General features: G+C 71.3%; 17 protein-coding genes. 4 read left to right on the top strand and 13 right to left on the bottom strand.

From position 1 onward, the window contains the following. From ND747_RS12150 to ND747_RS12140, 3 genes are all read right to left on the bottom strand, one after another. A partial coding sequence (locus tag ND747_RS12150) for a hypothetical protein (protein WP_251733627.1) occupies window positions 1-1,134 on the bottom strand: 1,134 nt, incomplete at its 3' end. A gap of 8 nt (window positions 1,135-1,142) precedes the next feature. After that, complete coding sequence (locus tag ND747_RS12145) at window positions 1,143-4,322, bottom strand: tubulin-like doman-containing protein (protein ID WP_251733626.1); 3,180 nt, start codon at window positions 4,320-4,322, stop codon at window positions 1,143-1,145. 151 nt (window positions 4,323-4,473) lie between these two features. Next, window positions 4,474-7,242 carry a vWA domain-containing protein gene (locus ND747_RS12140; protein ID WP_251733625.1) on the bottom strand — a complete coding sequence of 923 codons (2,769 nt, stop codon included), beginning with the start codon at window positions 7,240-7,242 and terminating at the stop codon, window positions 4,474-4,476. A 714-nt stretch (window positions 7,243-7,956) separates the two neighbouring features. Here ND747_RS12140 and ND747_RS12135 point away from each other — a divergent pair. Further along, window positions 7,957-8,193 (top strand): DUF6457 domain-containing protein, encoded by a 237-nt coding sequence (locus ND747_RS12135; RefSeq protein ID WP_251733624.1) that lies wholly within the window; start codon window positions 7,957-7,959, stop codon window positions 8,191-8,193. Between the two features lie 29 nt (window positions 8,194-8,222). Here ND747_RS12135 and ND747_RS12130 read toward each other — a convergent pair whose 3' ends face one another. Beyond that, window positions 8,223-9,053 (bottom strand): alpha/beta fold hydrolase, encoded by an 831-nt coding sequence (locus ND747_RS12130; protein WP_251733623.1) that lies wholly within the window; start codon window positions 9,051-9,053, stop codon window positions 8,223-8,225. Window positions 9,054-9,528: 475 nt separating this feature from the next. Here ND747_RS12130 and ND747_RS12125 point away from each other — a divergent pair, with 475 nt between their 5' ends. Together ND747_RS12125 and ND747_RS12120 are read left to right on the top strand one after the other, a co-directional pair. Beyond that, window positions 9,529-11,973 carry a UvrD-helicase domain-containing protein gene (locus ND747_RS12125; protein WP_308204609.1) on the top strand — a complete coding sequence of 815 codons (2,445 nt, stop codon included), beginning with the start codon at window positions 9,529-9,531 and terminating at the stop codon, window positions 11,971-11,973. Between the two features lie 89 nt (window positions 11,974-12,062). Further along, the gene (locus ND747_RS12120) at window positions 12,063-12,467 is read left to right on the top strand and encodes a PPOX class F420-dependent oxidoreductase (protein ID WP_251733622.1); all 405 of its coding nucleotides are present in this window, start codon (window positions 12,063-12,065) and stop codon (window positions 12,465-12,467) included. A gap of 31 nt (window positions 12,468-12,498) precedes the next feature. On the opposite strand, the gene ND747_RS12115 is transcribed toward ND747_RS12120, so the two are convergent. From ND747_RS12115 to ND747_RS12075, 9 genes are all read right to left on the bottom strand, one after another. Further along, window positions 12,499-13,527, bottom strand: coding sequence for an amidohydrolase (locus ND747_RS12115; protein WP_251733621.1), 1,029 nt, complete (start codon window positions 13,525-13,527; stop codon window positions 12,499-12,501). A gap of 126 nt (window positions 13,528-13,653) precedes the next feature. Beyond that, entirely contained in the window at window positions 13,654-14,859 is a 1,206-nt protein-coding gene (locus tag ND747_RS12110; protein WP_251733620.1) for a cytochrome P450, read from the bottom strand. 152 nt (window positions 14,860-15,011) lie between these two features. Continuing rightward, the gene (locus ND747_RS12105; RefSeq protein WP_251733619.1) at window positions 15,012-16,193 is read right to left on the bottom strand and encodes a transporter substrate-binding domain-containing protein; all 1,182 of its coding nucleotides are present in this window, start codon (window positions 16,191-16,193) and stop codon (window positions 15,012-15,014) included. 592 nt (window positions 16,194-16,785) lie between these two features. After that, complete coding sequence (locus ND747_RS12100; RefSeq protein ID WP_251733630.1) at window positions 16,786-17,733, bottom strand: YihY/virulence factor BrkB family protein; 948 nt, start codon at window positions 17,731-17,733, stop codon at window positions 16,786-16,788. Window positions 17,734-18,005: 272 nt separating this feature from the next. Further along, complete coding sequence (locus ND747_RS12095; protein ID WP_251733618.1) at window positions 18,006-19,022, bottom strand: alpha/beta hydrolase; 1,017 nt, start codon at window positions 19,020-19,022, stop codon at window positions 18,006-18,008. A gap of 75 nt (window positions 19,023-19,097) precedes the next feature. Then, the gene (locus ND747_RS12090; protein WP_251733617.1) at window positions 19,098-20,816 is read right to left on the bottom strand and encodes a TerD family protein; all 1,719 of its coding nucleotides are present in this window, start codon (window positions 20,814-20,816) and stop codon (window positions 19,098-19,100) included. Beyond that, window positions 20,816-21,352: a hypothetical protein gene (locus tag ND747_RS12085; protein ID WP_251733616.1), complete on the bottom strand. Its 537-nt coding sequence runs from the start codon at window positions 21,350-21,352 to the stop codon at window positions 20,816-20,818. The genes ND747_RS12090 and ND747_RS12085 overlap by 1 nt, the downstream gene beginning before the upstream one ends. Window positions 21,353-21,367: 15 nt before the next feature. Further along, window positions 21,368-22,606 (bottom strand): toxic anion resistance protein, encoded by a 1,239-nt coding sequence (locus ND747_RS12080; protein WP_251733615.1) that lies wholly within the window; start codon window positions 22,604-22,606, stop codon window positions 21,368-21,370. 301 nt (window positions 22,607-22,907) lie between these two features. After that, window positions 22,908-23,846 (bottom strand): oxidoreductase, encoded by a 939-nt coding sequence (locus ND747_RS12075; RefSeq protein ID WP_251733614.1) that lies wholly within the window; start codon window positions 23,844-23,846, stop codon window positions 22,908-22,910. A gap of 294 nt (window positions 23,847-24,140) precedes the next feature. On the opposite strand from ND747_RS12075, the gene ND747_RS12070 reads away from it, so the two are divergent. Further along, window positions 24,141-25,718: a CATRA conflict system CASPASE/TPR repeat-associated protein gene (locus ND747_RS12070; RefSeq protein ID WP_251733629.1), complete on the top strand. Its 1,578-nt coding sequence runs from the start codon at window positions 24,141-24,143 to the stop codon at window positions 25,716-25,718. Window positions 25,719-25,747: the final 29 nt, after the last annotated feature.

Raw genomic sequence — 25,747 nt, 5'->3', positions numbered from 1 at the left:
GGCCAGCGCCGTGCGCACCTCCGCGGCCGCCGCCGCCGGGACGGGCACCATCTGCACACCGAGCAGCGCCAGGGTGTGTCGCTGCTGCGGGCCGACGCCGTCGTGGCCGCCCAGCTCGCGCAGCGCCGTGTGCAGGCCCTCGGCAAGGGTCCCCAGGTGGGCGCCGGCCTGGGTGAGTTCCGTCCAGACCAGCGACCCGACGGGTACGAGCCCCTCACCGGCCACCGAGCGGCGGGCGGCGAACGGCTCCTCGCGCAGGGCGGCGACCAGCGCGGTGGCCTCGTCAAGGTGCCGGCGGGCGGCGAGGGCGGCCGCCGGCAGCTGGCCGTTCGGGTTGATGATCGAGCCGATGCCGGCGACATCGGTGGTGGCCGAGCCGGTCAGGAGCCGGTCGATCCGGACGGCCTCCTCCGGCACCACCGGCCTCGCCCCACCACCGTGGGCCGCATCCGGGGCGCCGGGCAGGCCGCCGGGCAGGCCGCCGCCGGGCAGACCGGTGCCAGGCAGACCGGTGCCGCCGGGGCCGGGCGGGATGCCGTTGTCCTCCAGGGTGAAATGGCCGAAGGCATGCCCGGCGGCCTGGTCGAGGACGTCCCGGCTCACCCGGCCGAGCAGCAGATGGATCGCCGGCGCGGCGACCTGGTGGGCGCAGCGCAGCACCTCGTCGCGCACCCGGCTGAAGACACTGGGAATGCCCAACGCCTGCAACAGCGCCGCGAGGTTCGGCTGGGCGTCCTCGTCGGGGCCGAGCACCCGCCCGGCCCGGCCGGGACTCCACCGCACTCCGCGCAGGTCGCCAGCCCACAACACGGGCAGTTCGGGGACGGCCGGCAGGTAGAGCCGCTCGGGGTTCGGGCGCGGGCCCAGTCCCAGCACCAACAGCTGCGACGCCGAGGCGGACACCCGCACGAGCAGCTCCCGGTACTCCTCGAGGCAGTCCACCTCGGTGACGACCAGGATCCGGCTGGTGTCCACGTCACGTCGGCCCGACTGGCTGGCGTACTCCCGCTGCAGGGTGCCGATCGGGGTGGACAGCACCCGGCGCGGGTCGTCCCGCAGGTCGATGACGACCACCAGCGCCGCGTCGTCATCCTCGCGCCCGCCGTAGCCGGCGCCGGCTACGGGAGGCATCATGGCGGGCGTCATCGCTCGTCCGCCCACTCGACCTCGGCCGTGTACTCGTAGAGGTCACGCAGGTTCCCGCGGATCGCGCCCTCCTCGGTGAACGGTCGGTCCAGCGCGGCGGGCACGGTGGTCGACCAGAACTCGAGGGTCTGGTCGAGCCGGCTGCGGCTGGCCGGTGGCAGTCCGGTGCGGAACTTCTCGATCCGGGCGACCTCCGACCCGGCCAGGTCGACGAAGATCCGGAACACCGCCGCGGGCGGTACCGGTTCGTGGGTGAGTCCGTCCGGGCGGATCATCCGCAGGCTGCGGGTGAACGCCCGGCGCGCCTCGTCGTCATCCTCGACGATCGCCTGCTCGTAGACCCGCAGCAGCGACCCCCACGACGAGGTCTGCCCGATCCGGTGCAGCGGCAGGTACATCGACTGCGCCTCGTCGTACTCGACCGCGCTGACCTGGATCGACTCCGGCGACTCCAGCGACCCGGTGACCCGCACCCGTCCGTTCCACATCGCGCACAGCAACCGGTGCAGGATCGTGGTGCGGTTGTCCTCGGTCATCGCGAGCCAGCCGTAGTTGTAGCTCAGCCGCTGCCGCCAGCGCAGATAGTCGGCCGGGTCGTTGTGGGTGACCGCCTGCGACCAGAACCGCAGCAGCTCCCGGACCTCCCGCACCTCGTTGACGGCCATCGAACTGCGAAAGAGCACCACGACGATCGAGTCAGGCTGTCCGGGCCGGAAGTCGGGGGTCACGCCCTGCCCGGTGGGCAACGCCAGTTCGTCGCGCAGACAGGCCTCGACCTCGCCGGCGCCGGCGTGCTTGACCGCCGGGTGCGCGATCAGGATCTTCAGGCGGCCGGAGCCGTCGGGGCTGAACCCGCCGGGCAGCAACGCGCGCAGCTGGTCGAGGAACTGGCGCAGGTCCAGCGGGTCGACGTCGGGTGCGGCGCTGCTGGCGGCCCGGGCCAGCAGTCGGCCCATCGACGGCAGCAACGGCACCCCACCGCCCTCCGCCTCGGCGAACAGCGACCGGACCTCCTGCTTGAGCCGGTCGCGCAGGATGGCCACCGCCCGCTGCGGCGCGGCCCGTTCGGTGATCTCCTCGAAGGCCCGCTGCCAGTCGGAGCCGTGCAGCAGCAGCCGCAGCACGTCCGCCTCGGTGGCACCCTCGGGCAGCCCGCCACGCTGCAGGAACGCCCGCAGCACCGTGCGGTAGAACACCTCGAGGTTGCCGCCGGCGGGCAGCAGTTGACGGATGCCGGTCCGGTCCTGGCTGAGTGCGATCGTGCGGCGGTCGAACTCGTCCGGTTCCGCGCGGGCGAACACGGTGAGGGCGTCGGCGAAGTCGTCCACATGGCCGACGGCGACGTTCATCTTCTGCTGCCAGACCCGGGTCTGGCGGCCCCACGCCTCGTGCCACAGCCGCCAGGTGTTCCACCGGTGCCAGTGCTGCAGGGTGGCGATGGCCTGCTGCACCGGCGGGTCACCCCACTTCGCCTTGCCGGGGAACCGGTTGCGGATGTCGGGCAGTACGGGGGCCGCGGCGCTGACCTGCGGCCGGTTCGGTACCTGCGGTGGGGTGTTCTTACGCGCGTCGAGCAGGCCGAGCAGGCCGCTGCGGTCCGGCGGGTCGAGCAGCTCCGGATGCCCGCGGATGATCCGGCGCAGATGGAGGACGTCCACCTCGTCGAGCATCGTCCGGGCGGCCTGCACCGGCTGGAACCGCTGCCCGGCGATCTCCTGGGCCTGCCCGGTGAGCTGCGTGGCCTGGGCCCGCAGGACGGCGCCGATGTTGTCGGAGTAGTCGGTCAGCGAGCGTTTGATCTCCGCGGCGCCGTCGGTGACCCGCGGCGTGCCGACCGGCAGGTCCGGCCGGTCGAGGATCTCGTCGAGGTTCGCCGCCCGCGCCATCTTTCCGATCAGCGGGATGTTGCGCTCCCCGCCCGGCGTCGGGCTCTCCAGCAAGGGAACGGCCCGCGCCAGCAGCCGGCCGGCGACGAGCTCGGCGAGCGCGTCCCCGGGCACGGTCAGCGACGCGACCAGCGCCGTGGACACGCCGCGATGTCCGATGCCGGAGTCGGCGGCGGTGTGCCGTTCGGCCGCACTGTTGATGAACGAGTCGGCGAACGACTGGAACGACTGACCGACCACGGCCGCCTGCTCGGCCTGCTGCTCGGAGGTGATCAGCGACAGCACCAGCGACGAGATCGAACGGTGGATGTCGTCCTTGTCCATCCCCGGGGTGCGGCTGAACAGGAAGCCGGTCTGTACCGTGCCCGACGCGATCTGGATCTTGCGGCCCGGGTAGGCGACGTCGATCGGACGGCCGATGTTGTCCGAATGGCCCAGCACCCGCCTGGCCTTGCGGGCGTTCTGGTCGTCCACCAGGCGGAACAGGTCGAGCAGGGCACGCCCGGCGTTGAGCTGCGCCGAGCGGCCCCCGCCGCGGCCCTCGTCGAAGGCGCTCGGCATGAGCACCAGCGGGTAGATCTGCGCGCCGATGCGGGCCCGGTCGAACGCGTCCGCGATGAGATGCAGGTAGTCGTAGAAGATGCCGGTGCCGGTACCGCCGGCCACCGAGAAGGCGACGAACACGTCGCACGACCGGTTCGACCGCCCGCCGAGCACGCCGAGTTCGGCACCGGCCCGGCTGACGGCGTCGATCGCGTCGCGCAGCGGCTGCTGGCCCGGGCCGATGTCCTCACGCACCGTCTCGAACAGCGCCGCCCGGCCCACCGTCGGCAGCTGCCCCGCTCCCTTGGTGATCGGCGCGACCAGCGGCTCGTCCAGGATCGGCGGCAGCCACGACTGGACGAACTGCCCGGCGGTCATCCGCAGGTTCGCCGCGACCTCCGCGTAGGTCTGGAACTTCGGCACCAGCCCGCGGACCAGCTGGGCGTTGCGGGCCGCCGCCTGGTGGTGCATCGGCGCGGGGACGGTCGCACCGTGGATGCGGTCGAGCTCGGCCTCGTTGAGGTCCGCGTAGACGAACTGCAGGCAGCCGGGCAGCTGGTAGGGCAGATAGCCGGAGTTGCCGTGGGTGCCCATCCGCTCGGCGAACGCCGTACCGTCCGGCCCGCACAGCGACTCGCGCAGCCGCCGCTCGAGTTCGGTGCCGATCGCGCAGCCGGTGCCCCCCAGTCCCACGAAGACCAGTGGCTGGTAGATGTTCAGCCCGAAGGCGGTGTCGCGTGTCGGCATACGTATCCCGATCCGTGTTCTGCGCTGGGTCGTGCCCGGTGTCCGGCGGTCGGTCCTGCCCGGGGTCCTGCCCGGCCCTGCCCGGTGGCGTGGGTCGGGCCGGGTGTGTGCGGTCGCGTTCGGTGGGTCGGTCGTGGATGGGTGCGGGTGCTCAGAACTGCGTGTTGTTCCAGTCGTCGGCCGGCCACGGGTTCGCCGGCGGTTGCCCGGGTGGCTGTGCCGGCCGCTGGCCGGGCTGGCCGGGCTGAAGGGTGGGTGCCTCGGACATCGCCCGGTAGTCGTCCGCCCGCGCACCCGTCCCGGCAGGTGTGCCGGGACCGGCGCCGCCTGGCGGAGCCGACCCGGCCGGGGTGCCGTACGGATCGCCGCCGTACGGACCGTTGCCGTACGGGCTGGCGCTGTACGGGCTGGCGTTGTACTGGCTGGCGTTGTACGGCGGGGTGTCGCCATGGCCGTTGACACGGGCATTGCCGCCGGCGCCGGCGAACGGGTCCTGGCCGGCGATGGTCGCGTACGGATCGGGCTCGCCGCCGCCACCACCGAACGGGTCGGCACTGTTCGCCTCGGTGCCGCCGCCACTCCACGGATCGTCGGACGGCGGCGTGCTCGGAGCGAGACCCTGCAGCCGCCGGTCCTCGATCCACAGCTGGGCACCGGACATGCCGGCCGGGAACCGGGTGCCCGGGAGCAGGGTCCGAACCTCACCGCCCGGGGTGTGCACGGCAAGCTGCCCGTGCTTGGCCCGGCGGACGGTGTAGACGCCGCCGCCGCCCGGGTTCGCCTGGGTGAGGGTGAGCGGGACCCCGGGCGCGTCGTTGAGGGTGAACCGAAACGCGGCCGCCCACTGCCGGGAGGCCGGCAGGTCCGCGCCGGCCCCGTCCCCACGGGTGGCGAAGGCCTGCAGCTGGGAGACGTCGACGGCGCGGCGCCGCCGGGCCCGCAGCAGCAGGGCGGCGAGGATGGCGAGCAGCAGGACGACGGCGGCCAGGAGCAGGTACGGCCAGTTCCGCGCGAGCCACCCGGGCGGCTCGTCCACGTCGAAACTGACCGGCTCCTCGGTGAGGACGACCCCCGCCCCCTCGTTCGCCGCGCTGCCCGCCGAGCCGCCGGTCGTCGAGCCTCCGGTCGTCGAGCCTCCGGGGGCGACGGACACCCGGATGACCCCGTGCCGCGGCCCGTAGGCGGCATCCGACGCGACGGACAGCGTCAGCTTCTGTTCGAAGCCGCTGGCCCCGGCCGGCACGGTCACCGTGACCGGGTCGAGGGACACCCCGGCCAGGCCGGCCGGGCGCAACGAGACCTGACGGGCCGTGCCCGACGGATTGTCCGCCCGCAGCAGGCCACTGACCGAGGCCCCGCGGTGGACGTCGTCGGGCGTACGCATTTCCACGACCGCGCCGCCGTCACGCGGCCCCGGAATCCGGTAGGTCGCGCGCTGCACGGTGCCCCGCAGACCCGCACCGGTGATGCTTCCGGTCAGCGACAGCAGCCCGGTCGCGCCGCTGGGCACACTGACCTGGCCGGTGTAACTGCCGTCGCCGGCCTTCTCGTCGCCGCCCTGACCGTTGTCGGTCAGGGTCACCGGCACGGGGGCGAAGCCGTCCCCGGCCAGCTGCGCGTCGAACACGAGTCCGGCGAGCTCACGGGGGTCGGCGGGCTCCCCGCGGCTGGTCTGCAGTGTGACGTGCACCGTCGCGGACTCGCCCGGCTTCGGGGACGCCGGCGAGAGGCGGACCACCGAGCTCAGCTGGCCGATCCAGGTCAGATCGGCCTGCACGGTCTGCGGCCGGGCGTCCGAGGGCCAGGTGAAGGTCACCTTCCAGGTACCCGGGTAGGGGCTGGCGATGAACAGCGACTCGGAGGTGGGGGCGCTGTTGTTCAGGGTGAAGAACGAGCCGTCGCGGCGGCCGGAGCCCTGCACGACCCGGCCCCGAGGGTCCGTGTAGGTGACCTTGATGCCGGGTTCGCGCTTGAGTGCGTTGATGGTGGCACTGGACGCGGTGGACGGGATGTTCAGCGACAGGGTCACCGGGTCACCGGGCCCGCCCTGGCCGCGTCTGGTGGCGAAGCCCATGCAGCTCGCGTTCGCCAGCGCCCGGTCCAGGGCCTCGGCGATGTCCGCGGCGGTCTCGGCGTACAGGGGGGCCGGCGCGGCCACCGGGACCTTCTGGCAGTTCTGGCTGGTGCCGGCGCCGAAGCCGGGCAGGCGGGCCATCCAGTCCCGGTTGAGCACCTGGCCGAAGCCGACCGGCCAGATCTGCGCGCCCAGGGCCCTGGCCCGCGGCCCGACGTCGTCCGCGGTCACTCCCATCGCGGCGGTCATCCGCGACTGCATCGTCGCGTCGGCGTTGGGCAGCCTCGCCCCGTAACGCTGGACGTTGTCCACCCGCAGACCGCCGTCGGTCAGCAGGAACACCACATTGAAGGAGGACGGGTCCTTCGCCGTCTCGAGGATGTCCAGCGCCTTGGTCAGGGCGGCGGCGTGGTCGGTGCCGTTGCCCTCCTCGATGGTCCGCAGGTGCAGCCGACCCAGGCAGGTCCGGAAGTCGGTGCTGCCGACCTGCGCGAGCGGGCAGACCTCGTCGGTCGCGCCGTGCTGCTGGCGGCTGACCTCGGGAAAGTCATCGGTGCCGAAACCGACCACCGCGACCTTTGAGCCCGTGTCGAGCTGCTGGCTGGTGGCGATCAGGCCCGCGGCCTCGGCCTCCTGTCGGACGGTCTCGGGAGTCTCGCTGTTCGACTCGTCGACGAGCACCACGGCGTGTACCCGTGGCCGGCCGTCGGCGCCCACCGTGGCGGGGCCGCCGACCGGCTCGGCGACGGCGGGCATCCCCAGCGGGGCGACCAGGAGAACGGCACCCGCGGCGGCCATCAGCACACGGGTCATCCCGCGGACGGAGCCGGCGGTTCGGTTCGCCATAAGTGTGGCCTCCCCCAAGGCTCACGCAGCGCCCGACCCCCCGGGTGCCAGGTCACTCATGCGCTCGCGGTTGAGCCGTGAGATACCCGCCGAAACACGCTTTCGTGTAACGCGGCAGGGTATGGCTGCGCACCGTCGCAAGATACACCGTGTTCTGTCGGGTTGCGGGCACAGCGGGGGCAACATGTCGTCATCTTTTGACGATCATGCTGTGCCGCAGCGGATGCCGGGCTGTCGCCGTCCATATCGGCGCTGGTCAGAGGGTATTTTGCGCTGCGTCTGGGATTTGTTGGGGGCTGCCGGGCCACAACGTACGACCATGTACGGCCTTGGCGGAGAGCGTGGACGGTCGGCTCCCGTTGAGAAAGCGCGGGTGGCCTATTTCGGCGTTGACCGGCCAGGGCCCGCCGGGACACGCCAGCCGGTCGGCGAGTCTTTCTTGGCGGTCGGGCCAGCTCCGCCGCCAGTATTCACCCTGAGTCGCCGATGTGGTCAGGTGGTGCGGGCGGGAACGCCAACCGGGTCGCGATGGGGGATGTATGTCCGTTTTGCCCCCGCGGCGACCTGGTCGGACAGATCGTGCTCGGGAGGGCGCTGCAAGGAGTGGCTACCGGGGTGGGGCGGGGCCAGAATGGGGGCGGAGCCGGGCTTGCCTGCGGATCTCGTTCCTGTGACAGGTGGTCCGTCAGCCTGGTGGAGGCGGAGGTGGGCCCGATGAGTGAGCCTGATCTGAGCGCCTGGGTGGCCGCGTTGTGCGGCGCGCTCGGCCTCGACCCGGGTCAGGTCGACACCACGGCGGTGCTCGACCTGGCCCGGGACGCCGCCCATGGCATCGCTCGCCCGGCCGCGCCGGTCTCGGCCTTTCTCGTCGGGCTGGCTGTCGGACGCGGAGCCGATCCCGCCGACGCCTTCGGCACGGCCGCCGCGCTGGCCGTCGCCTGGCCGGGCTGATCGACGCCTGGCCGGGCTGATCCATGTGGTCAGCGCAGGAAGTCCAGCAGGGGGGCGTTGACCTCGTCGGGGTGGGTCCAGGCGATGTTGTGCGGGCCGTTGTGGACGGCGACGGTGGTCAGGTCCTTGATGAGCCCTGGTAGCCGGGCGGCGGTGTTCTCGTAGGGGAGGATGCGGTCGGCATCGCCGTGGATGAGCAGGGTCGGCACGTCGATGTTCGGCAGGTCGTCGCGGAAGTCGGTCAGCCAGGTGTCGACACAGGCATGCGCCGCGTGGGGAGAGGCCCCGAGAGCGACGATGAAGCTGTTCTGCCAGGCCTGGTCGCTGATCCGGGTGCCACCGAGCACGTCGACGTTGTAGAAGTTGTCGAGGAACGTCTTGAAATAGGCCGGCCGGTCGGCCAGTACCGCGGCCTTGATTCCGTCGAACACGGATCCGTCGACGCCGTCCGGATTGTCGTCGGTCTTCAGCAGGAACGGCGGGATGGCACCGAGCAGCGCCGCCTTCGCGATCCGCCGGGAACCGTGACGTCCCAGGTAGCGGGTGACCTCGCCGGTGCCCATCGAGAAGCCGACGAGCGAGACATCGGTCAGGTCGAGCTGTTCGAGCAGGGCGTTCAGGTCGGCCGTGAAGGTGTCGTAGTCATAGCCGACGGTCGGCTGGCTCGACTTCCCGAACCCGCGCCGATCATAGGTGACAACCCGGTAGCCTTCCGCGAGCAGCGCCCGGGTCTGCTTCTCCCAGGACGCCCCGTTGAGGGGATAGCCGTGGATCAGCACGACCGGCCGTCCCGTGCCGTGATCCTCGTAGTAGATCTCGATCGGCGTGCTGTTCTCCTGTCCGACGGTGATGAACCCCATGGATCTCTCCTCCGGTGACGCGAAGTGGCTGCGTACAGCGGATGCGCCCCGGGGGAACGGTCGAGCCGGGGCATCACCCGACCTTGCTACGCCTACCCAGTCGAGCCCGGGGTCCACCGGGATCCACCAAAGGGCTGGTGGCCGCGCGCCTTTTGTGGTTTCTGGCACTGGTATGCGCGGCCCGGCCGACGTCACCGCGCGATCTTCGGTCTCGCCTCGTCGGCCGTGGACGACGTGTACGCCGAGGCCGCCCGCCTGCGCGGCCTGCCCCAGATCCGGGCGGCGGCATGAACTCGTTGACGGCGCCTACTCTGCCGGCCACACCAGCAGATCGAACCGACGTTCGATGCTGTCGGCACGGACTGCGGCCTTGCGGGCACATCCTCTGTTGGCGGAAGGCATGTGATGGCAAACAGGGGTAAACATCGATGATTTGTCGTATGGTCAATGTGACGATCCGTGAGGAGGTTGTGACGTGTATTCGGGCCCGCCGGCCTCCAGGCGCCTGCCCGTCGCATCCGGTCCTGGCCGCGTGCGGCTGGCCGAGCAGGCGGAGCAGGCGGAGCTGGTCGAGCCGTCGGCGTTCGGGCAGGTCGCGCAGCTCGAGCTCGAGATCGACGGGGTGGCGCGGCAGGTGCGCCACTTCGAGGAACTGCTCCGTGAGCTGGTGCGCACCCGGGATCGCTGGGCCGCTGGTGGGCGCGGGGAGCAGAGCGTGGTGCGGGTGTTGGTCGGCATGGTCGACGTCGGTTGGCAGGTGTTGGCGGATCGGCGCTGGCCGGGTACCCGTAAGGCCAACATCGACGTGATCGTCGTCGGCCCCGGCGGGGTGTTCGTGGTGGACGTCAAGAACTGGCGGGAGTTCGGCGTCGAGGGTGGCCGGCTGTGGCGCGGGCAGGCGGACGCCGACGACAGTGTGCGCAAGCTGCTGGAGCAGACCACCGCTGTTGAGGACGTGGTCGCCGAGGCGGGGCTGCCCCCGACCGAGGTCGTGCCACTGCTGGTGATGGCCGGGCGCCGTGGCCTCCACGAGCAGCTCGACCGGGTGGCCGTCCTCGGGCAGCAGGACCTCACCGGCTATCTGTTGCGCCAGGGCGTTCGGCTGGGCCCGGAGCCGGTGGAACGCCTGCTGGAATGCCTTGACCAGGGCTGCCCGCCGATGCCGCGAGACGAGGGCCGGCGGCCGGGTGGATCGACACCCGCGCGGACGCACGGCGTCACGGCATCCCCCCGCGACACCCGGGCGAACAGGGACCGCGGTGCTGCCCGGACGCCGACGACGCCGACGACGCGGACGACGCCGCCGTCGCACCCGGCGCCGGTCACTCCGCCGGTTCCGGCCGTTCCGGCGGTTCCGGCGGTCCAGATGACGGCGGCGGTCCAGAGGACGCCGGCGGCGCTGGAGACGCTGCCGGGGATGGGCGAACTGTGGCAGGACCTGCTGGTCGCGGCGGCGCGCGAGCCGGTCGAGTCCTGGATGACGTGGCTGCACCCGTCCCAGGCGAGGTTGGCGGGGCGGCGCTGGTCGGGGCCGGCGCGGGTGCGGGGCGCGGCGGGCACCGGCAAGACGGTCGTCGCGCTGCACCGGGCCAAGTACCTGGCCGCCCGCGGAGACCGGGTGCTGTTCACCTCGCTGGTGAGCACGCTCGGGCCGGTCAACCGGGCACTGCTGGCCCGGATGGCGCCGGAGCACGTGGCACGGGTCGACTTCGTCACGGTGCACCAGTTCGCCCGGCGTTGCCTGGAGGCGCGGGGGCTGTCCGGCCACGTCGAGAAGGACAGGGTCAGGCTCTGCTTCAGGCGTGCCTGGGCCCAGGTGGGTCGGCACTCGGTGCTGTCGGGACTGGGGCTGCCGCTGTCCTACTGGCAGGAGGAGATCTCCAAGGTCATCAAGGGCCGCGGGCTGCGTGGGTTCGAGCAGTACGCGACCCTGTCCAGGGTCGGGCGCAGCACGGCGCTGCAGCCGGTGCACCGGCGTGCGGTCTGGGACCTGTATGAGCGCTACGAGACCCTGCGCATCGAGTGTGACGTCCTGGACTTCGACGACTTGCTGCTGCTGGCCCGCGACCTCGTACGCGCCTCCGGCCCGTCCGGTGCCGCCGGGGTGCCAGGCCCGTCCGGTGGCACCGGGCGGTACGACGCGGTGATCGTGGACGAGGTGCAGGACCTCACCTGCGTGGGCCTGCAGCTGCTGCACGCCCTGGTCGGAGACCGGCCGGACGGGCTGCTCGTCGTCGGTGACGGGCAGCAGTCGATCTACCCGGGTGGGTTCACGCTGGCCGAGGCCGGTGTCTCCGTCGTCGGACGGTCCACCGTCCTCGGCCGTAACTACCGCAACGGCGCGAACATCCTGCGGTACGCCCAGGCCGTCCTCGCCGACGACGGTTTCGACGACCTGGACGGGGTCGAGGTGCAGGGCCGGCGGCCCGTGGACGTGGAACGTGCCGGCGGGGAGGTCTGCGAGGAGCGGCTGCCCAGCGCCGCCGCGCAGGACGAGCGACTGTGCGACGACCTGCTGCGCCTGCACACCGAGCGCGGTGCCCGTTTCGGCGACATGGCCGTGCTCGTCCCGACGGACCAGGCCGTCGAACGGTGGCTGACGGTGCTGCGCCGCCGTCAGATCCCGGCCATGGCGCTGCGCGCGTATGACGGCAGCCGCCAGGAGAGCGTCAAGGTCGGGACGTACGCGCGGGTGAAGAGCCTCGACTTCGCGCACGTGTGGATCCCCGACCGCGACCTGTTCCCACGCCCGCGGAAAGCCGACGAGTCCGACGACGCACTGCGCGAACGCCTCCGCCTCGAACGCCGCCAGCTCTACGTCGCCATCACCCGCGCCCGCGACCGCATCTGGGCCGGCCTGCGGACCACGAGCTCGGAGATTGTTCACCGACCCGTTTTCGGACCCGGAGAACGGCCCTGACAGGGTTGGCATCATGCCGCGAGCCGCGTATAAGACGTGCGCGGGCGCAGGTGGACGTGTGTGGACGTGCGAACCCGGGAGTCAAGGACATGCCGATCATTTCGCCGAGTCATCGTGACCTGTTGGAGAAGCCGATCACGGTCGTGCTCGCCACCGTCGGCAGGGACGGGCAGCCGCAGGTCACCGCGGTCTGGGCGATCCTCGACTCGGACTCCGACGGCGGCGACGTCGTGCTCATCTCGGTCACGAAGGACCGGCAGAAGTACCGCAACCTCGCCGCGCACCCGCAGGCGACCCTGTTCGTCCTGGACCCGGCCAACCCCCAGCGGACCCTGGAGATCCGGGCCACCGCCGAGATCGGTGACGACCCGGGGCTCGAGGTCATGAAGCGGGTGCTCGCCCACTACGGCGCGGACCTGGCGGGCACGGGTATCCCGACGAACGACCGGGTCGCGGTCACCCTGCGTCCCACCCGGATCGTCGAGCTCGGCTAACGATCCTCGTCGGCCGCGGTCCGGACTCCGGCTATCGACCTGTGTCGCCGGGCTCGGCGTCGGTGGGCTCGGCGTCGAGGCGGTAGACGTGTCGGGCTGTCCCGGCGAACAGGGCGGTGCGTTCCGGCGCGGACATCGAGGCAGTAATGATCTTGAAGGCGTTCCAGGTGGCGTCGTAGCTGCCGCTCTGCTTGTCGATCGGGAAGTTGCTCTCGAACATGCTCCGGTCCGGGCCGAAGGCGTCGATGGCTGTTTCGATGTAGGGCGCCCAGGCGGCGGCGAGGTCCGCCGACGACGGCCGGGTCGCCAGCTCCTCGTGGCCGAGGCCGTGCAGGGGCATGCCCAGGCCGCCGAGTTTGACCACGATGTTCGGTCGGCGCGCGACGTCGCGCAGCAGGGAGCTCCAGCGCGCGAAGATCTCGGACCGGGCCTGCGGGTTCGGCTCGTCGGGGACGGGCCCGCCGAGGTGGTCGAGGACGAACAGCTGGTCGGGCAGAGCGGCGGCGGCGGCGGCGAGCTCGGGGAGCTGCTCGTGGAACAGCCACACGTCGTAGCTGAGGCCACGGCGGCCGACCGCACGGATACCGGCCTGGAACTGGCCGTCGAGCAGGAGGTGTGGCGGGGAGTCCTGACCCTTGACGATCGGTCTGCGATGCCAGATCACGTTGTGCCGGATACCGCGCAGCCGGCCACCGGCCGCCTCGAGGTGCCCGTCGATCGTGCGCGCGGCGTCGGCGGGACGGGTGAGATCCGCCCAGGCGACGAGACCGGCCGCGAGCGCCGGCGTGGCACCGGCCGGACAGACGGCGGTGACCAGCTCGGTCTCCCCGACCGGGCGCAGTGCCTCGTCGCCGTCGGGGCGATAGGCGGCCCGGCATTCCACGAACACGGTCGCGGTGATCCGGTGACCCCGCTCGATGTCACGCAGGTAGGCAGGCCGGTCGTAGGGAATCCAGTAGCCGGACGGCCACAGGTGATGATGGGCGTCGACGATGGGCAGCTCCGGGTCGATCACGTCCTCGCGCGGCGCCGGCTCCGTCGCGGTCTCGTCAAGCTTCATCGGCGGTGCTCCCCACGTGTGCGCTGTCCGCCGCGGACGAGCCGTCCGGGCGGGTCCTCGACGCCTTCGACCAGGTTCCCGTGTTCAGGCCATGGTGTTCGGGTCGCGGTGTTCAGGTCGCGGTGTTCAGGTCATGGTGTAGCGGATCGGCAGGCGCTTGGGTCCGCCGACGAACAGCGTGTCCATGTACTGCGGGGTGCCGGCGAGCTCGATCGAGCGCACCCGTGGCACGAGCTCGGCGAACAGGGCGCGCGCCTCGAGGCGGGCCAGGTGGGTGCCGAGGCAGAAGTGCGCGCCGATGCCGAAGGCGAGGTGCTTGTTCGGGGTGCGGCCGACATCGAAGCGGGAGGGTTCGTCGAAGACGTCCTCGTCCCGGTTGGCGGAGGGATAGGACAACAGCACCGCCTCGCCCTTGGCGACCCGGACGCCGCGGACCTCGGTGTCCTCGGCGGCGGTGCGCATGAACTGCTTGACCGGCGACACCCAGCGGAACATCTCGTCGACCGCGGTCGGGACGAGGTCGAGGTTGTCCGACAACCGCCGCCACTGGTCGGGGTGTTCCACCAGGGCGTGCAGCCCGCCGGAGATCGCGGCGCTGGTCGTGTCGTGCCCGGCGGTGGCGATGAGCACGTAGTAGCCGATCGCCTCCAACTCGCCGATCAGCTGGCCGTCGATCGTGGCGTTGGCAATGGCCGAGCCGAGATCGTCGGACGGGTTCTCGCGGCGACTGGAAACAATACCCTGGAAATACTGAAAGAAATCTGCCAGGGTTTCCAGCAGGTTCTTGTCGGTCATGTCGACGTCCTCGGCGCCGAACATGTCCTGGGTGAGTTTAAGCATCCGCGGGAAATCGTTCTCCGGCAGCCCGAGCAGCGACAGAATGACATACAGCGGGAAGTGGATGGCGACATCGGCGGCGAAGTCGCACTCGCCATCGAGGTCGGCCATGCGGTCGACATAGCGCCGGGCGAGCTGCTGGATTCTTTCGGTGAGCCGGCGCACCCCGCTGGGCTTGAACCAGTCCGCGCTGAGATGCCGATAGACCCCGTGGTCCGGCGCGTCCATCTGTACCAGCGTGCGGACCGGCACCTCCGCGCTGCTCGAGTGGCGGGCGAGTGCCGGTCGGGGCGCGTTGAGCCAGATGTCCGTGGCGCGGCTGATGTGTGCCACGTCCTCATGTCTCGTGATGGCCCAGAAAGGCTCGAAACCCTCGGCCTCGACCCAGTGCACCGGCGATTCCCTGCGAAGCAGCGCGGTCGCAGAATTCAGCCACTTTTCGTCGGCGTAGGCCTGGGGTGTGACGAAAACGCGTCCCGCCTCGTCGATGTTCACGATCAGCCTCCTACGGGACCCGGTTACGATCTAGCGCGATCAGACCGCATTGTGTACATAAAATATCGATGTGGTCGATTGGGTGTCAACTGATGGGCGCCCCGGTCCGGTCGGACCAGGCGCGCCGACCGCCGCCGCGGATCAGGAGAAGATCAGGAGGGAGTGTCGAAATAGCGTTGGCGTAGCTCATCGTAGGTGCCGTCGGCGTGCATCTGGAGCAGGGCTGCGTTGACCTTCTTGCGCAGGGCGCTGCCGGTGGGGAAGGCGATGCCATAGTCCTCGGGTTCGAAGATCGGGCCGGCGAGGGTTTCCCTGCGGTTGTGGGAGGCGTCCAGCTGGTGCTGCAGGACGGGCGAGTCGTACACGACGGCATCCACCTCGCCGCGTTGCAGCAGCGGATAGGCGGCGTCGATGGACGTCACGGTGCGTGGCTTGATGTCGTGGTGGCGCAGATAGCTTTCGGCCGTGGAGCCGCGGACCGTGACGACGCGTTTGCCGGGCAGGTCGGAGACGCCGGTGATGCCCGTGCGGATCGAACGCACCGTGAGCTGGGTCGTGACGGATGCGGTGAACAGGGAGACGAATACCAGGCCGGCGATGAGCCAGGCGAAGGTCATGATCTTGAGAAGCGGTTTCTGGGGGTCGCCGACGTCACCGGCGAGGCCGATGGCGGCGGCCCGGAACATTCCGTTGCTCATCCGCTGGTGCCAGCGGTGTTCGCTGCCGACCCGGGTCACCGCCGAGGTGATGGCCCCGGCCAGCACCAACATGACGAGCAACGCCAGCAGGTAGCGCGCGGTGGCGGGGGAGAGCAGGTTGCGCAGCTGCTGCGAGAGGTTCAGGCCGGCCGGAGTGTCGGTGGCGAGGATCTGCAGGCCGGCATCGAACATCGGGTAGGAGAAGTCCACGCTCTCCTCTCGATCGGCGGTGATCGAGATTCCCGAGATCGCCGCGTCGACGGCGTTGTCCCTGGCCGCGGCGACGAGAGACTGGATGTCCGGATACCAGGCGTACCTGGTCTGCCAGCCGTTGCGCCGCGCGATGTCGTTCCACAGGTCGATGCTGAACCCGGTGTAGGCGCCGGTGTCGTCCCGGTCGACGAACGGGTCCAGCGGTTTGATGCCGACCGTGAGGGCGCTGCCGGCGGCACCGGTGGACATGGCGCGGCTCGGCTGTGCCGGCCGTGCTGGCTGTGTCGGCGCTGGCGGGGCGGCCAGCGCGGCCGGCACCGCGGCCGGCACTGTGGGCAGCGCCGCGGTCAGGAACGCCAGGAGCAGAAGGAGTGCGCCGAGTCGGTGGCAGGCTGTGCGCGCAGGGATGTGGATTTTGGCCATTATCGGGCAGGAACCGCCTCGAGGCGGCGACCGTCGACAGGGTTCAGGAAGGCGAGAACAGGGCCTATTGTGGGCGAGTTGCCGGACATCTGGCAAGTGTGCGGTGCGGTGAATTCTGCTGTCAAACGTGGGTGTGGGCTATCGCCTTATGAAGGGCGAATCGCGCCGGTTGTCAACCGATTCTCCCGTCTCGGGCCCTGTGGGTGGCTCTGGGGCGGGTGGTCGGGCGGTGGACGGGTGAGCTTCGCCGGCCGGCTGGGTGTCCTTTCGGCTCACCGGTCATTGCTAGCAGTTACGTCACACGGTTCGATGAACTCTCCCGGGAAACCTGCCTGGCCGACTGTCACCAATTGGCAGGTATTCACAGTGGGTTGTCTGGCCCGGATATCCGCCGAGGGTGCCCCATTGCGATCTGTAGGTGAGCGTGCTCTTAACGTACTTTTTCTGCCGTACGCAAGAAATTCTCTGACGCTGGAGGTGGTGTTTGTCCACGGACAGTGCGCGGGTGCGGGTGGCTTGATTACCTGCGAGGCGAGCCGAAGGGTGCGTTACAACCGGAGCGGTTCGGCTGGAGCTGGGTGGTCGGGAGGGCTCACTGGGCGGTGGTACGGGGACGGCGACGCTTCCAGGCGCGGGTGTCGCGGGGCTCGGCGTACGGTTCGGCATCCGAGGGCAGGCCACCGAGCAGGGCGCGTTCGCGGGCGATCTCCGCGTCGAACTCGAGGCCGAGCAGGATCGACAGGTTCGACAGCCACAGCCAGACCAGGAACACGATGACGCCGGCCAGGGTGCCATAGGTCTTGTTGTACGAGCCGAAGTTCGCCACGTACCCGGCGAACCCGGCGGACGCGGCGAGCCAGAGCAGCACGGCGAGCACGCTGCCCGGGGTCAGCCAGCGAAACCCGGGCACCCGCACGTTCGGCGTCGACCAGTACAACAGCGCGATCGTGACACCCATCAGCGCCACGAGCACCGGCCATTTGGCATAGGACCAGGCGTGCAGTGAGCCGACGTCCACCCCGAGAATCGCGCCGATCCGGTCGGCTGCGCCACCGGAGAGCACGACGATGGCCGCGCTCGCCGCGAGCAGCACGACCAGCGCGATGGTCACCGCCAGGCGCAGCGGCACGACCTTCCAGACGGGACGTCCCTCGGTCATGTCGTAGACGACGTTCGCTGCCCGGATGAACGCCGCGATGTAGCTCGACGCCGACCACAGCGCACCGACCAGACCGACGATCGCGAGCACGCTGCCGGTTCCGGGACTGTTGCGCAGGTTGGTGACGGCGTCGCGCAGGACGTCACGGGCGGAACCCGGGGCGAGCTGCTGCACGTTGGTCAGGATGCGGTCCGCCTCGGCATCGCCGACGAGCCCGACCATCGACACCAGCACCAGCAGCGCCGGGAAGATCGCAAGTACCCCGTAGTAGGTGAGTGCGGCGGCCCGGTCGGGCAGTTCGTCGTGCCGGAACTCCCGCACGGTGCGCGGCAGTACCGCGAACCACGAGCGAAACCGCAGCTGCGACGGCCGGTCCGGCATCGCCCCGCCGGCCGGCACCGCCCCGCCGGCCGGCACCGGCTGGCCGGGGACGGGGACGGGGACGGCATCGGTGATGATCATGGAAGCGACGGGGGTGGCGCGAGTGGCCTCGGGCGGGGGCGGGGCCTTCGGCGCGGACGCGGTGTCGACGGTCGTGGGGGAGCCGGGGTTGCGTCGGCGCTGTCGCCAGGTCGCGGGCATGAGGGGAATTTGACCATGGCGTCGACCGGTGAAACGTTGCGCCCACCACGGACGGCCAACGTGCGGGGAGGTTACGGAGTGGGCGCGGTGCGCACGGCGTTGGCGACCACGCCGAGCGCCTCCTCACTACGGGGCAGGAACAGCGGGTCGACGGTGAGGAAGCCGTGGATCTGGCCGGTGTAAAGGTGCAGATCGACGGACACCCCGGCGGTCAGCAGGTGCTCGGCATAGGCGAGACCCTCGCCGGCCAGCGGGTCGCAGCCGGCGAGCAGGATCGTCGTCGGGGGCAGCCCCTGCGCCGGGGCGAGCAGCGGCGCCGCCGCGGGGTTCGTGCGGTCGGCCGCGTTGGGCAGGTACTGCTCGAGGCACCAGGCCCGCTCGGCATCGGTGAGGGGCCAGTCGTTGCCGTAGGGGCTGGCCGATGGTTCGCGGCCGACCCGCGTGCCGGGGTAGGCGAGGATCTGGCGGGCCACCACCGGGCGGCCCGCGTCGACGAGGCGGCGCACCGCGGCCGTGCCGAGGTTCGCCCCGGCCGAGTCGCCGACCACGACGATCCGCTCGGCGTCGCCGTCCCACCCGGACGCGTGCTCGGCCGTCCACAAGATCGCTTCCTGCGCGTCCTCGATGCCGGCCGGAAACGGATGCTCGGGTGCGAGCCGATACTCGACGCTGACGACCACGCACGGCGCCGCGGTGGCCAGGCGTCGGCAGAACGCGTCGGAGGTGGCAATCGTGCCGAAGACCCAACCGCCGCCGTGGAGGTAGACGACCACCGGCAGGGTCTCGGTGCCCGCCGGGCGGTAGATCCGCACGGAGATCGACCGTCCAGCGGTGTCGATCGTCTCGTCCCAGACGTCGTCGACCTCGGGGCCCGGCGGGAGCTGGCGGCACTTGTCGGCCACCTCGGCGCGGGCGGCCTGCACTCCCAGCTCCACCAACGACGGCACTCCGAGCGCGTGGACCTGCTCCACCAGGGTCTCCGCATCAGGATCTCGGCGCGCGTGGGCCAGGGACAACGGGAGCGGGGCCGCGCCCCCGGACTGCTGCGGAATCCGGGCGGCGGCAGGTGAGCCAGGCGTTGTAGTCACGATGCGAACATAGATGCTCGACTCTTGGTTACCGGTTAGGTGGCGTCGTCGCGTGTGCCGGGACGGGGCGAGCGGTCAGCGGCCGGTGCGCAGGGTCGTGCCGCCCGGTGCCCAGTCGAGGGCCCAGCCGTAGCGGGCGGCGGCATCGGCCTGGGTGCGGGGGAGGAAGTCGTTCTCCCGCCGGATCACCAGATCGTCCTCGACGACGTGGAAGGACGCGACCACGCACAGGGGCGCATCGCTGGGTGCCGCACCGAGACGCACCGTCAGCTGCTCGCCGGAGGCGGCGCGGACATCCAGTTCGGCGCGCAGCTCCGCCCACGGCGGCACCCCGCGCAGACCGTAGGCGTACACGAAGAACCGCCGGAACGTCGGCAAGGACGCAAGATCGACGAAGAGCGTCTGCCCGTCGCGTTCGTCGCGCCGGCCCAACCGCAGCACCTGTCGGCGTGCTCCCCGTCCCGGCGCGCTGACCAGCCCGTCCAGTTCCTGCAGCACCCCGGACGCCGCGGGCGCCGGGCCAGCCTGCCAGAGGCAACCCAGGTGGATGTTGCTGGGGCGCGGCAGGCCCGTGCGGGTGGTCAGGGTGGACCAGCGAAGCGTGATGGTCATGGCGCCGGTGCCCCGGTTGGCCGCCGTCCAGATCGTGGCCGGATGGTCGTCGTCGAGCGTGTCGACCTGTTCGGTGCGCTGGCGGTGCCGGGACGAGTGCGCCCCGACCCGCACCGTGGACGCGACCGGCCCGCCTTCCCTGTCCACCCGGCGCTCTCCGCCCGGACGACCCGGTTCCGCGCAGCCGCGCGCGAGTGCGCCGGCCGGTTGCGGCCCGGCGGCGGCCTGCTGGGCTGAGGACTGCTGGTCGGCTGAGGACTGCTGGTGGGTCGGGTGCGTCGCGGCGGGTCCGCCCAGGTCCAGGGCGGACCGCACCTCGCTCGGTGCCGGCTGCGCCGGTGTCGGCCGGTCGTCCCCACCCAGGTCGAGGGTGCTGCGCCGGGTCGGCGTGGGTGCCGGTGCCGCGTGGGACGGTGCCGGACCCGCGGGTCGTGGGGCTGGACGGGGGGCCGACGGGGCTGGCGGTGACTCGGGCCGGACCGGCGGCTGCGAGCGCGGCTGGGGGTGCAGGTGGGGGTGCAGGTGGGTGGCGATGGTGCGGCGGCTGCGGGCTGGCGACGTTCTGGTCAGGAAGGCGGTGACGTCCATGGGATGGGCGGCGGTGGTGCCGGTGGCAAGCGTCGTGAGGCCGCCGGTGTAACCCTGCGCGACGCAGCGGAGCTTCCAGCCGTGGGCGTGGCGATAGAGCTCACCGAAGATCATCGTTGTTTCCAGGCCGGTCTCGGCCGCCACGCGGCAGCGGACGAGCTCGGTGCCGTCCGCCGCGAGCAGCCGCAGGTAGGCGCCGTGCACCGAGCGGAAGGTCGGCGGCCGCGTCGGCGCGTCGTACACCGCGACGCCGAAATGCAGCCGCTCGATGTCCGACGGAACGGCCCCGAGCCGGACCAGCAGGCGCTCGGCGTCGCCGGTGAGTGGCCTCGGCGGCGGGGTCGCGGTGGGCCGCTCGTCCGGGTTGGGTACCTGCTGGGCCAGCAGCAGTTCGTGGCCACCGTTGTCGTCGTGGATGTTGCCGTCGTGGGTGGGCGCGGGCGGGTTCGTCCTGGTGACGATGATGACGGCGTCGAGTTCGAGATCGGCGAGTTCCGGCCGGTCGTCCCAGCCCAGCGCCACGGTCACCTGGCCGGCGGGCAGGAGGTCGGCCAGGGCGATGTTGCCGCCCTTGGGCAGGATGCGGGTGGCCATCAGTCGAGGTCGGAGCGTCGGAACTTGGCGTCCAGGAACCGGGCCTGGATCGCGAGCTGGGCGGCGTCGCCGGTATAGACGAGATCCTGCAGGTCGTTCGCGCCCTCGTCGAGGAGTTGCAGCTGACGGACCAGGTCATCGGCCGGGGTGGTGCCGGTGACACCGGGGCGCTCGGCGTACTGCGGGGGCAGCGCCGTGAAGTCGTCGAGGGCCTGCGGGAGGTACTCGTGGATGATCGCGGTCAGGCCGTGCATCTCCTCGTCGGTGGCCGACTGGCGCTCGACGTAGTGCAACAGCGGCCGCAGGATGTCATCAAGATCGCGTACGGCGGGCACCGCCCCCGGGGGCAGCCGTCCACCGTCGGCGTTGACGCGGGTGACGAGCGCGGCGAGTTCCGCGCGCAGCCGCTGGATCTGGGCGGGAACATCCCCGTGCGGCCACGGCTCGGCCGCGGCGCTATGGGAGCCGCCGGTGTCGCCGGGGTCGGAGCGCCGCGTGCCGTCCTGCGCGGGGCCCGAACGCCGACGGAAGATCACCCTGCCCCCCTTCGTTCAGCGTTCGTCCGCGCGGGCCCGCTCCAGATATGCGCGGGAGCGGCCGACCTGGGTTTCAAGCGCGGCGACCGTCGTCGCCATACTCTCCACCGCCCTGGCCTTGTACCCGTCAATGGCATCCATCGTCGCGAAGATGTTGTCGAAGGCGGTCTGCAGCGCTTCGACGCTGACGCCGCTGGTGGCGGCCTGGTCGTGCAGCTGCCCGGTCTGCTGGCGCAGCAGCTCGCTGGTGGAGGTAATCATGCTGTTGGTGGTGGCGTTCAGCGCGTTGATCTGGTCGAGCACGAGCTTCTGGTTCGCCAGCGCCTGGGCGACGATGACCGCGGTGCGCAGCGCCGCCACCGTCGTCGACTGCGCACGGTCGACCCCCTTGATCAGCTCGAGGTTGTTCTTGCGGACCAGGTCCAGCGCGAGATAGCCCTGCACGCTGACCGCCAGCTGGGTGATCAGGTCCTGCTGGCGCTGGCGGATGGGGAACAGGGCGTCGGCGGTGAGCGCATCGGCGGCGGCGGAGTTCGCCGGGCGCAGCTGGTCGATCTTGGTGCTGACCGCGCCGTCCAGCGCCTTGGCGAGGGTGGCGTACTCGGTGAGCTTGCCCATCGCCGCCCACAGGTTCGCCTTCTCCTGCTCGATGGCGGCGTTGTCCTTGCGCAGCTCGTCCTGGCCGGAGTCCAACGCCCGGATGATGCCGTCGAGCTGCTTCTGCGCCGACTGGTAGCGCTGGAAATAGGCCGAGATCCGACTGCCGAACGGGACGACGCCGAGCAGCTTGCGTGGACCCTTCAGGTCGGCCTTGCCCGGATCGAGGTCGGTGACCGTCTCGCGCAGCTCGACCAGGGTCTTCGCGACCCGGGTCTGCGCGTCGCCGCCTGCGCCACCATTGCCGCCTCGGCCACGGGAACTGGCCAGGGCCGCCGCCGGCCGCTCGAGCATCCGGTTCGACACCCGGGCGCTGGCAACGATCTCCCGCTGGCCCATCGAGGCGATATCGTTGATCTTTTCCTGGAACGCGGGACTGCGCGGATCCTGCGCGGCGAGCTCCTCGGCGAAGCCGGCGGCTCGGGCGCGCAACTGCGCCCGGGTCGCCTCGTCGATCGGCACCATGCTGTCAACCTGGTCGTCCGGGATCACCGGCACCGGCTCCGGTGGGGACAGCTGCAGCGCCCCACCGACACCGGCTGCCGCGGGGGCGACCGTGGGCGGGGCCAGCGGCTTACCCAGGTCCAGCTCCGACATGGACGTCCTCCCCACCTCGCCCTGCCCCGGCCCGCGGACGGCGTCGGCCGCGGGCGGACCGGGTCGTTTTGACCCTACGCGAGATGCCCGCCGGATCACCAAGCCAACCGGAACACCGACAGTCGCGAACCCGACCACCTGGGCGGACCCGGCCCGAACGGCGGACGCCGGCCGTCCGGATCGCCAGGCTCAGGGCGTCAGGTTCAGGCGTCAGGTTCGAATGGTCGGGGCGCAGGTGGTCGGGGCGCAGGTGGTCGGGGTGCAGGTGGTCGGGGTGCAGGTGGTCGGGGCGGATCCGGCGTCAGAGCGGGAAGGTGACGCCGGTGAGGTCCTCGGAGACCTCCCACAGCCGGCGGGCGCTGTCGGTGTCGCGGGAGCGGGCGTTGGACTTCACGACGACGGGCGGGCCGGTCATCGTCAGCAGCCCGCGCGGGCCGTAGTAGTCCCCGCCCTTCGCCGCCGGGTCGACCGCGGCCCGCAGCAGCGGCAGGGCGCCCTTGTGCGCCGAGTGGACGATCGGGTTGGGGATGTGGTCCATGAGCGCCGACCACCGCTTCATACTGTCACCGCCGAAGCCGCCGGCGTCGGTGTTCGCGCCCCCCGGATGCGCGGCGAGGGAGATCGCCGAGGCCCCCGCCGCCGCCAGCCGCCGGTGCAGTTCATAAGCGAACATCAGGTTTGCCAGCTTCGAACGCCCGTAGCCGCGCAGTGGCTTGTAGCCCTGCTCGAAGGGAAGATCGTCGAAGTCCAGTCGGCCCATCCGATGGCCGTTGCTGCCGACCGTGACGATTCGGCCCGCGCTGGAGGCAAGCACCGCGGGCAGGATGAGCCCGGTGAACGCGAAGTGCGCCAGATGATTGACCCCGAAATGCTGCTCGAAGCCGTCCTCGGTCTGGCCGTGGGGCAGCATGATCACGCCGGCGTTGTTGATCGCGATGTCGATGGTGGGACGTTCGGTGACGAGTGCGTCGGCGGCCTTACGGGCACTGGCCAGGGAGTTCAGGTCCAGCTCGAGTAGATGGACGTCGGCCTCCGGCGATTCGGCGAGGACACGCGTGCGGGCCGCCTCCGCTTTCACCGGGTTGCGGCAGGCCATGATGACAGTGGCGCCGCGATCGGCCAGCACCCGCGTCGTCTCGAAGCCGATTCCGCTGTTCGCCCCGGTGACGACCGCCGTCTTTCCTCGCAGGTCAGGAACCTCAGCCGCGGTCCACCGCCGCCGCCCAGACGATCCCGCCACGTGCGACCTCCAAGATCCAGCCGGGGCGTGGCCCCGATCACGCTGATGCCACAGATGTGACCTACGAGATAGTACGGTCCGGCTACCGCACAGGCGCGAAGTTGGCCGGGCCTACCCGGGTCCAGGCGGCTTGGCGCGGTCTCGCCCGTTCGGTTCCGGTACCGGGGAAAAGCAAAATTCGTCAGAGGGGGAGCGGAATATCGATGGTGGCCGGGGTCGGGCTCACCGGGTTCTGTGCCCTGCGTCACCTCGCGCTGGCAGGTTGTCGATCTCGCTACGGTTGGTGACCCCGTGATGGATCATTCCGGCGCCGGCGGACGGGCCGGCCTGCGGTCGGCCGAACTGGTCGTGCACGTGTACGCACCCTTTGACGGCGGGCCGCTGGGGGAACGCGGTTACGGGCTGCTGCGTGGGCTCTGGTATGCGTGCCGGACCGAGTTCGGCCTGACCTCCCCGGCCACGGCCGTCCACGTCCTCACCGAGCTGCCCACGTCCTGGCGGGAGCTGCCCGGACGGTCTCTGGTCGCGGTCCAGCAGGCACCCGGTGACGGCGGTGGGGTGTTCCAGACGGTGCTGCGCCGCGACCATGGTCTGCTTGGCCTGTCAGCGGTGCTCGCGCCGACCGCGGCAGCAGCCGGGACGGACGTCGGGACGGGGCAGCGGCCGAGCGGTTCGGACTGGTCGCCGCTGGACGCCAGGTGGGAGCGGGCGAGCGCGCCGTGGCGCTCGGAGCTGCTCGACGAGGCGCGGATCTACCAGGGCCTCCTGCCCGCCTTCGACGCCCTCGCTCACTATCCGCACGCCGCGAGCGGCGCGCTGGCCCGGGCCATCGCACCGGCGCTGCCGGCGTTCCCGCGGGCCGTGGACTGGGAGTCGCGCGGGGTCAGCACCCTGTCGGGGTTCGCCGTCTGGGAACCGGGCGCCGGCGAGGACCGCCGGACCCAGCGTCGCCTGGTCATCCTCGCCGCCGCCGCCCGCGAGGCCGGCCTCGGCGCCTGGACCTGGTCGGCCGGCGATACCGCGGCACCGCCGCTTGCGCGTTACCTCGCGCAGGCCGCCAAACTGCGCCTGCAGGACCGGCTGTGGTCCCGCGGAACCGTCGCGCAGTCGCTGCGCCGTCGCCTGGACGACGCGTCCACGCAGCTGGGCGGCTACCTGACCGAAACCGCCCTACCGGCCGCGGTTGCCTCCTCGCCGGCGCACGACGGTGGAGCGCGGGTCGCGAGCCTGCGGGTGGACCTGCTGCGCGCGGTGACAGTGCGAACCACCGTCGCGGACCTGCGGCGCAACGTCGAGGTTGCCACCGCCAACATGCGTGCGCTGACCCGGCGCGAGGTCATTCCCACCGGGTATGCCGATCCGTTCTCCGACGATCTGCAGTACGCGGAGCACCTGGCCGGGCTGCTCGCCGACGGTGAGGCGTATCTGCGGACCGCGAGCCGGCGGGCGCGCGAGCTGCTGCGCGTCTGTGCGGACCTCGGTCTCCTCCCAGCGGCCGTACCTGCAGCCGAAACGGCGCTCGGTCTGCCAGCGTCGCCGCCCAGCGTCCGGTTCGACCTGGCGCTGTCCGACGAGGACCGGCTGATTCTGCTGGACGAGCTTGCCATGGTGTTCGCCGAGCCGACCGCGGCCCGCCAGTTCGTGGCGGATGTCGGTGCCCCACGGCCCAGCCTGCCGGCCTTCGAGGGGCTCAGCCCGCGGGTCTGGTGGGGTGAGGTGTTCCATCTGCTGGACCATGGGATCGTGGCAGCCCCGTACCGCGACCTGCTGCGGGCCGCACTGCGGCGTTATCCACACAACACGGCCTTTCTGGCGGTCGCCGCGCGTTATCGTGTTCCTCCATCGGCTCCCGGGGCGGCGCGTGCCGGCTAGGTCGGACGGCGCCGGTCGTCGGTATACTT

It is taken from the genome of Frankia sp. R82 (genome assembly GCF_023716925.1).
Taxonomy (GTDB): domain Bacteria; phylum Actinomycetota; class Actinomycetes; order Frankiales; family Frankiaceae; genus Frankia.
Note: the sequence above shows the minus strand (reverse complement) of the source record. Positions and strands in the feature narration are given on the sequence as shown.

Excerpts from the sequence above, each read along its gene's own strand:
- ND747_RS12135 (WP_251733624.1), top strand. The coding sequence starts at position 7,957 with ATGAGTGAGCCTGATCTGAGCGCCTGGGTGGCCGCGTTGTGCGGCGCG.
- ND747_RS12100 (WP_251733630.1), bottom strand. The coding sequence starts at position 17,733 with ATGCCGGACCGGCCGTCGCAGCTGCGGTTTCGCTCGTGGTTCGCGGTA.
- ND747_RS12145 (WP_251733626.1), bottom strand. The coding sequence starts at position 4,322 with ATGCCGACACGCGACACCGCCTTCGGGCTGAACATCTACCAGCCACTG.
- ND747_RS12070 (WP_251733629.1), top strand. The coding sequence starts at position 24,141 with ATGGATCATTCCGGCGCCGGCGGACGGGCCGGCCTGCGGTCGGCCGAA.
- ND747_RS12105 (WP_251733619.1), bottom strand. The coding sequence starts at position 16,193 with ATGGCCAAAATCCACATCCCTGCGCGCACAGCCTGCCACCGACTCGGC.
- ND747_RS12115 (WP_251733621.1), bottom strand. The coding sequence starts at position 13,527 with ATGAAGCTTGACGAGACCGCGACGGAGCCGGCGCCGCGCGAGGACGTG.
- ND747_RS12090 (WP_251733617.1), bottom strand. The coding sequence starts at position 20,816 with ATGGCCACCCGCATCCTGCCCAAGGGCGGCAACATCGCCCTGGCCGAC.
- ND747_RS12080 (WP_251733615.1), bottom strand. The coding sequence starts at position 22,606 with ATGTCGGAGCTGGACCTGGGTAAGCCGCTGGCCCCGCCCACGGTCGCC.
- ND747_RS12130 (WP_251733623.1), bottom strand. The coding sequence starts at position 9,053 with ATGGGGTTCATCACCGTCGGACAGGAGAACAGCACGCCGATCGAGATC.
- ND747_RS12140 (WP_251733625.1), bottom strand. The coding sequence starts at position 7,242 with ATGGCGAACCGAACCGCCGGCTCCGTCCGCGGGATGACCCGTGTGCTG.
- ND747_RS12120 (WP_251733622.1), top strand. The coding sequence starts at position 12,063 with ATGCCGATCATTTCGCCGAGTCATCGTGACCTGTTGGAGAAGCCGATC.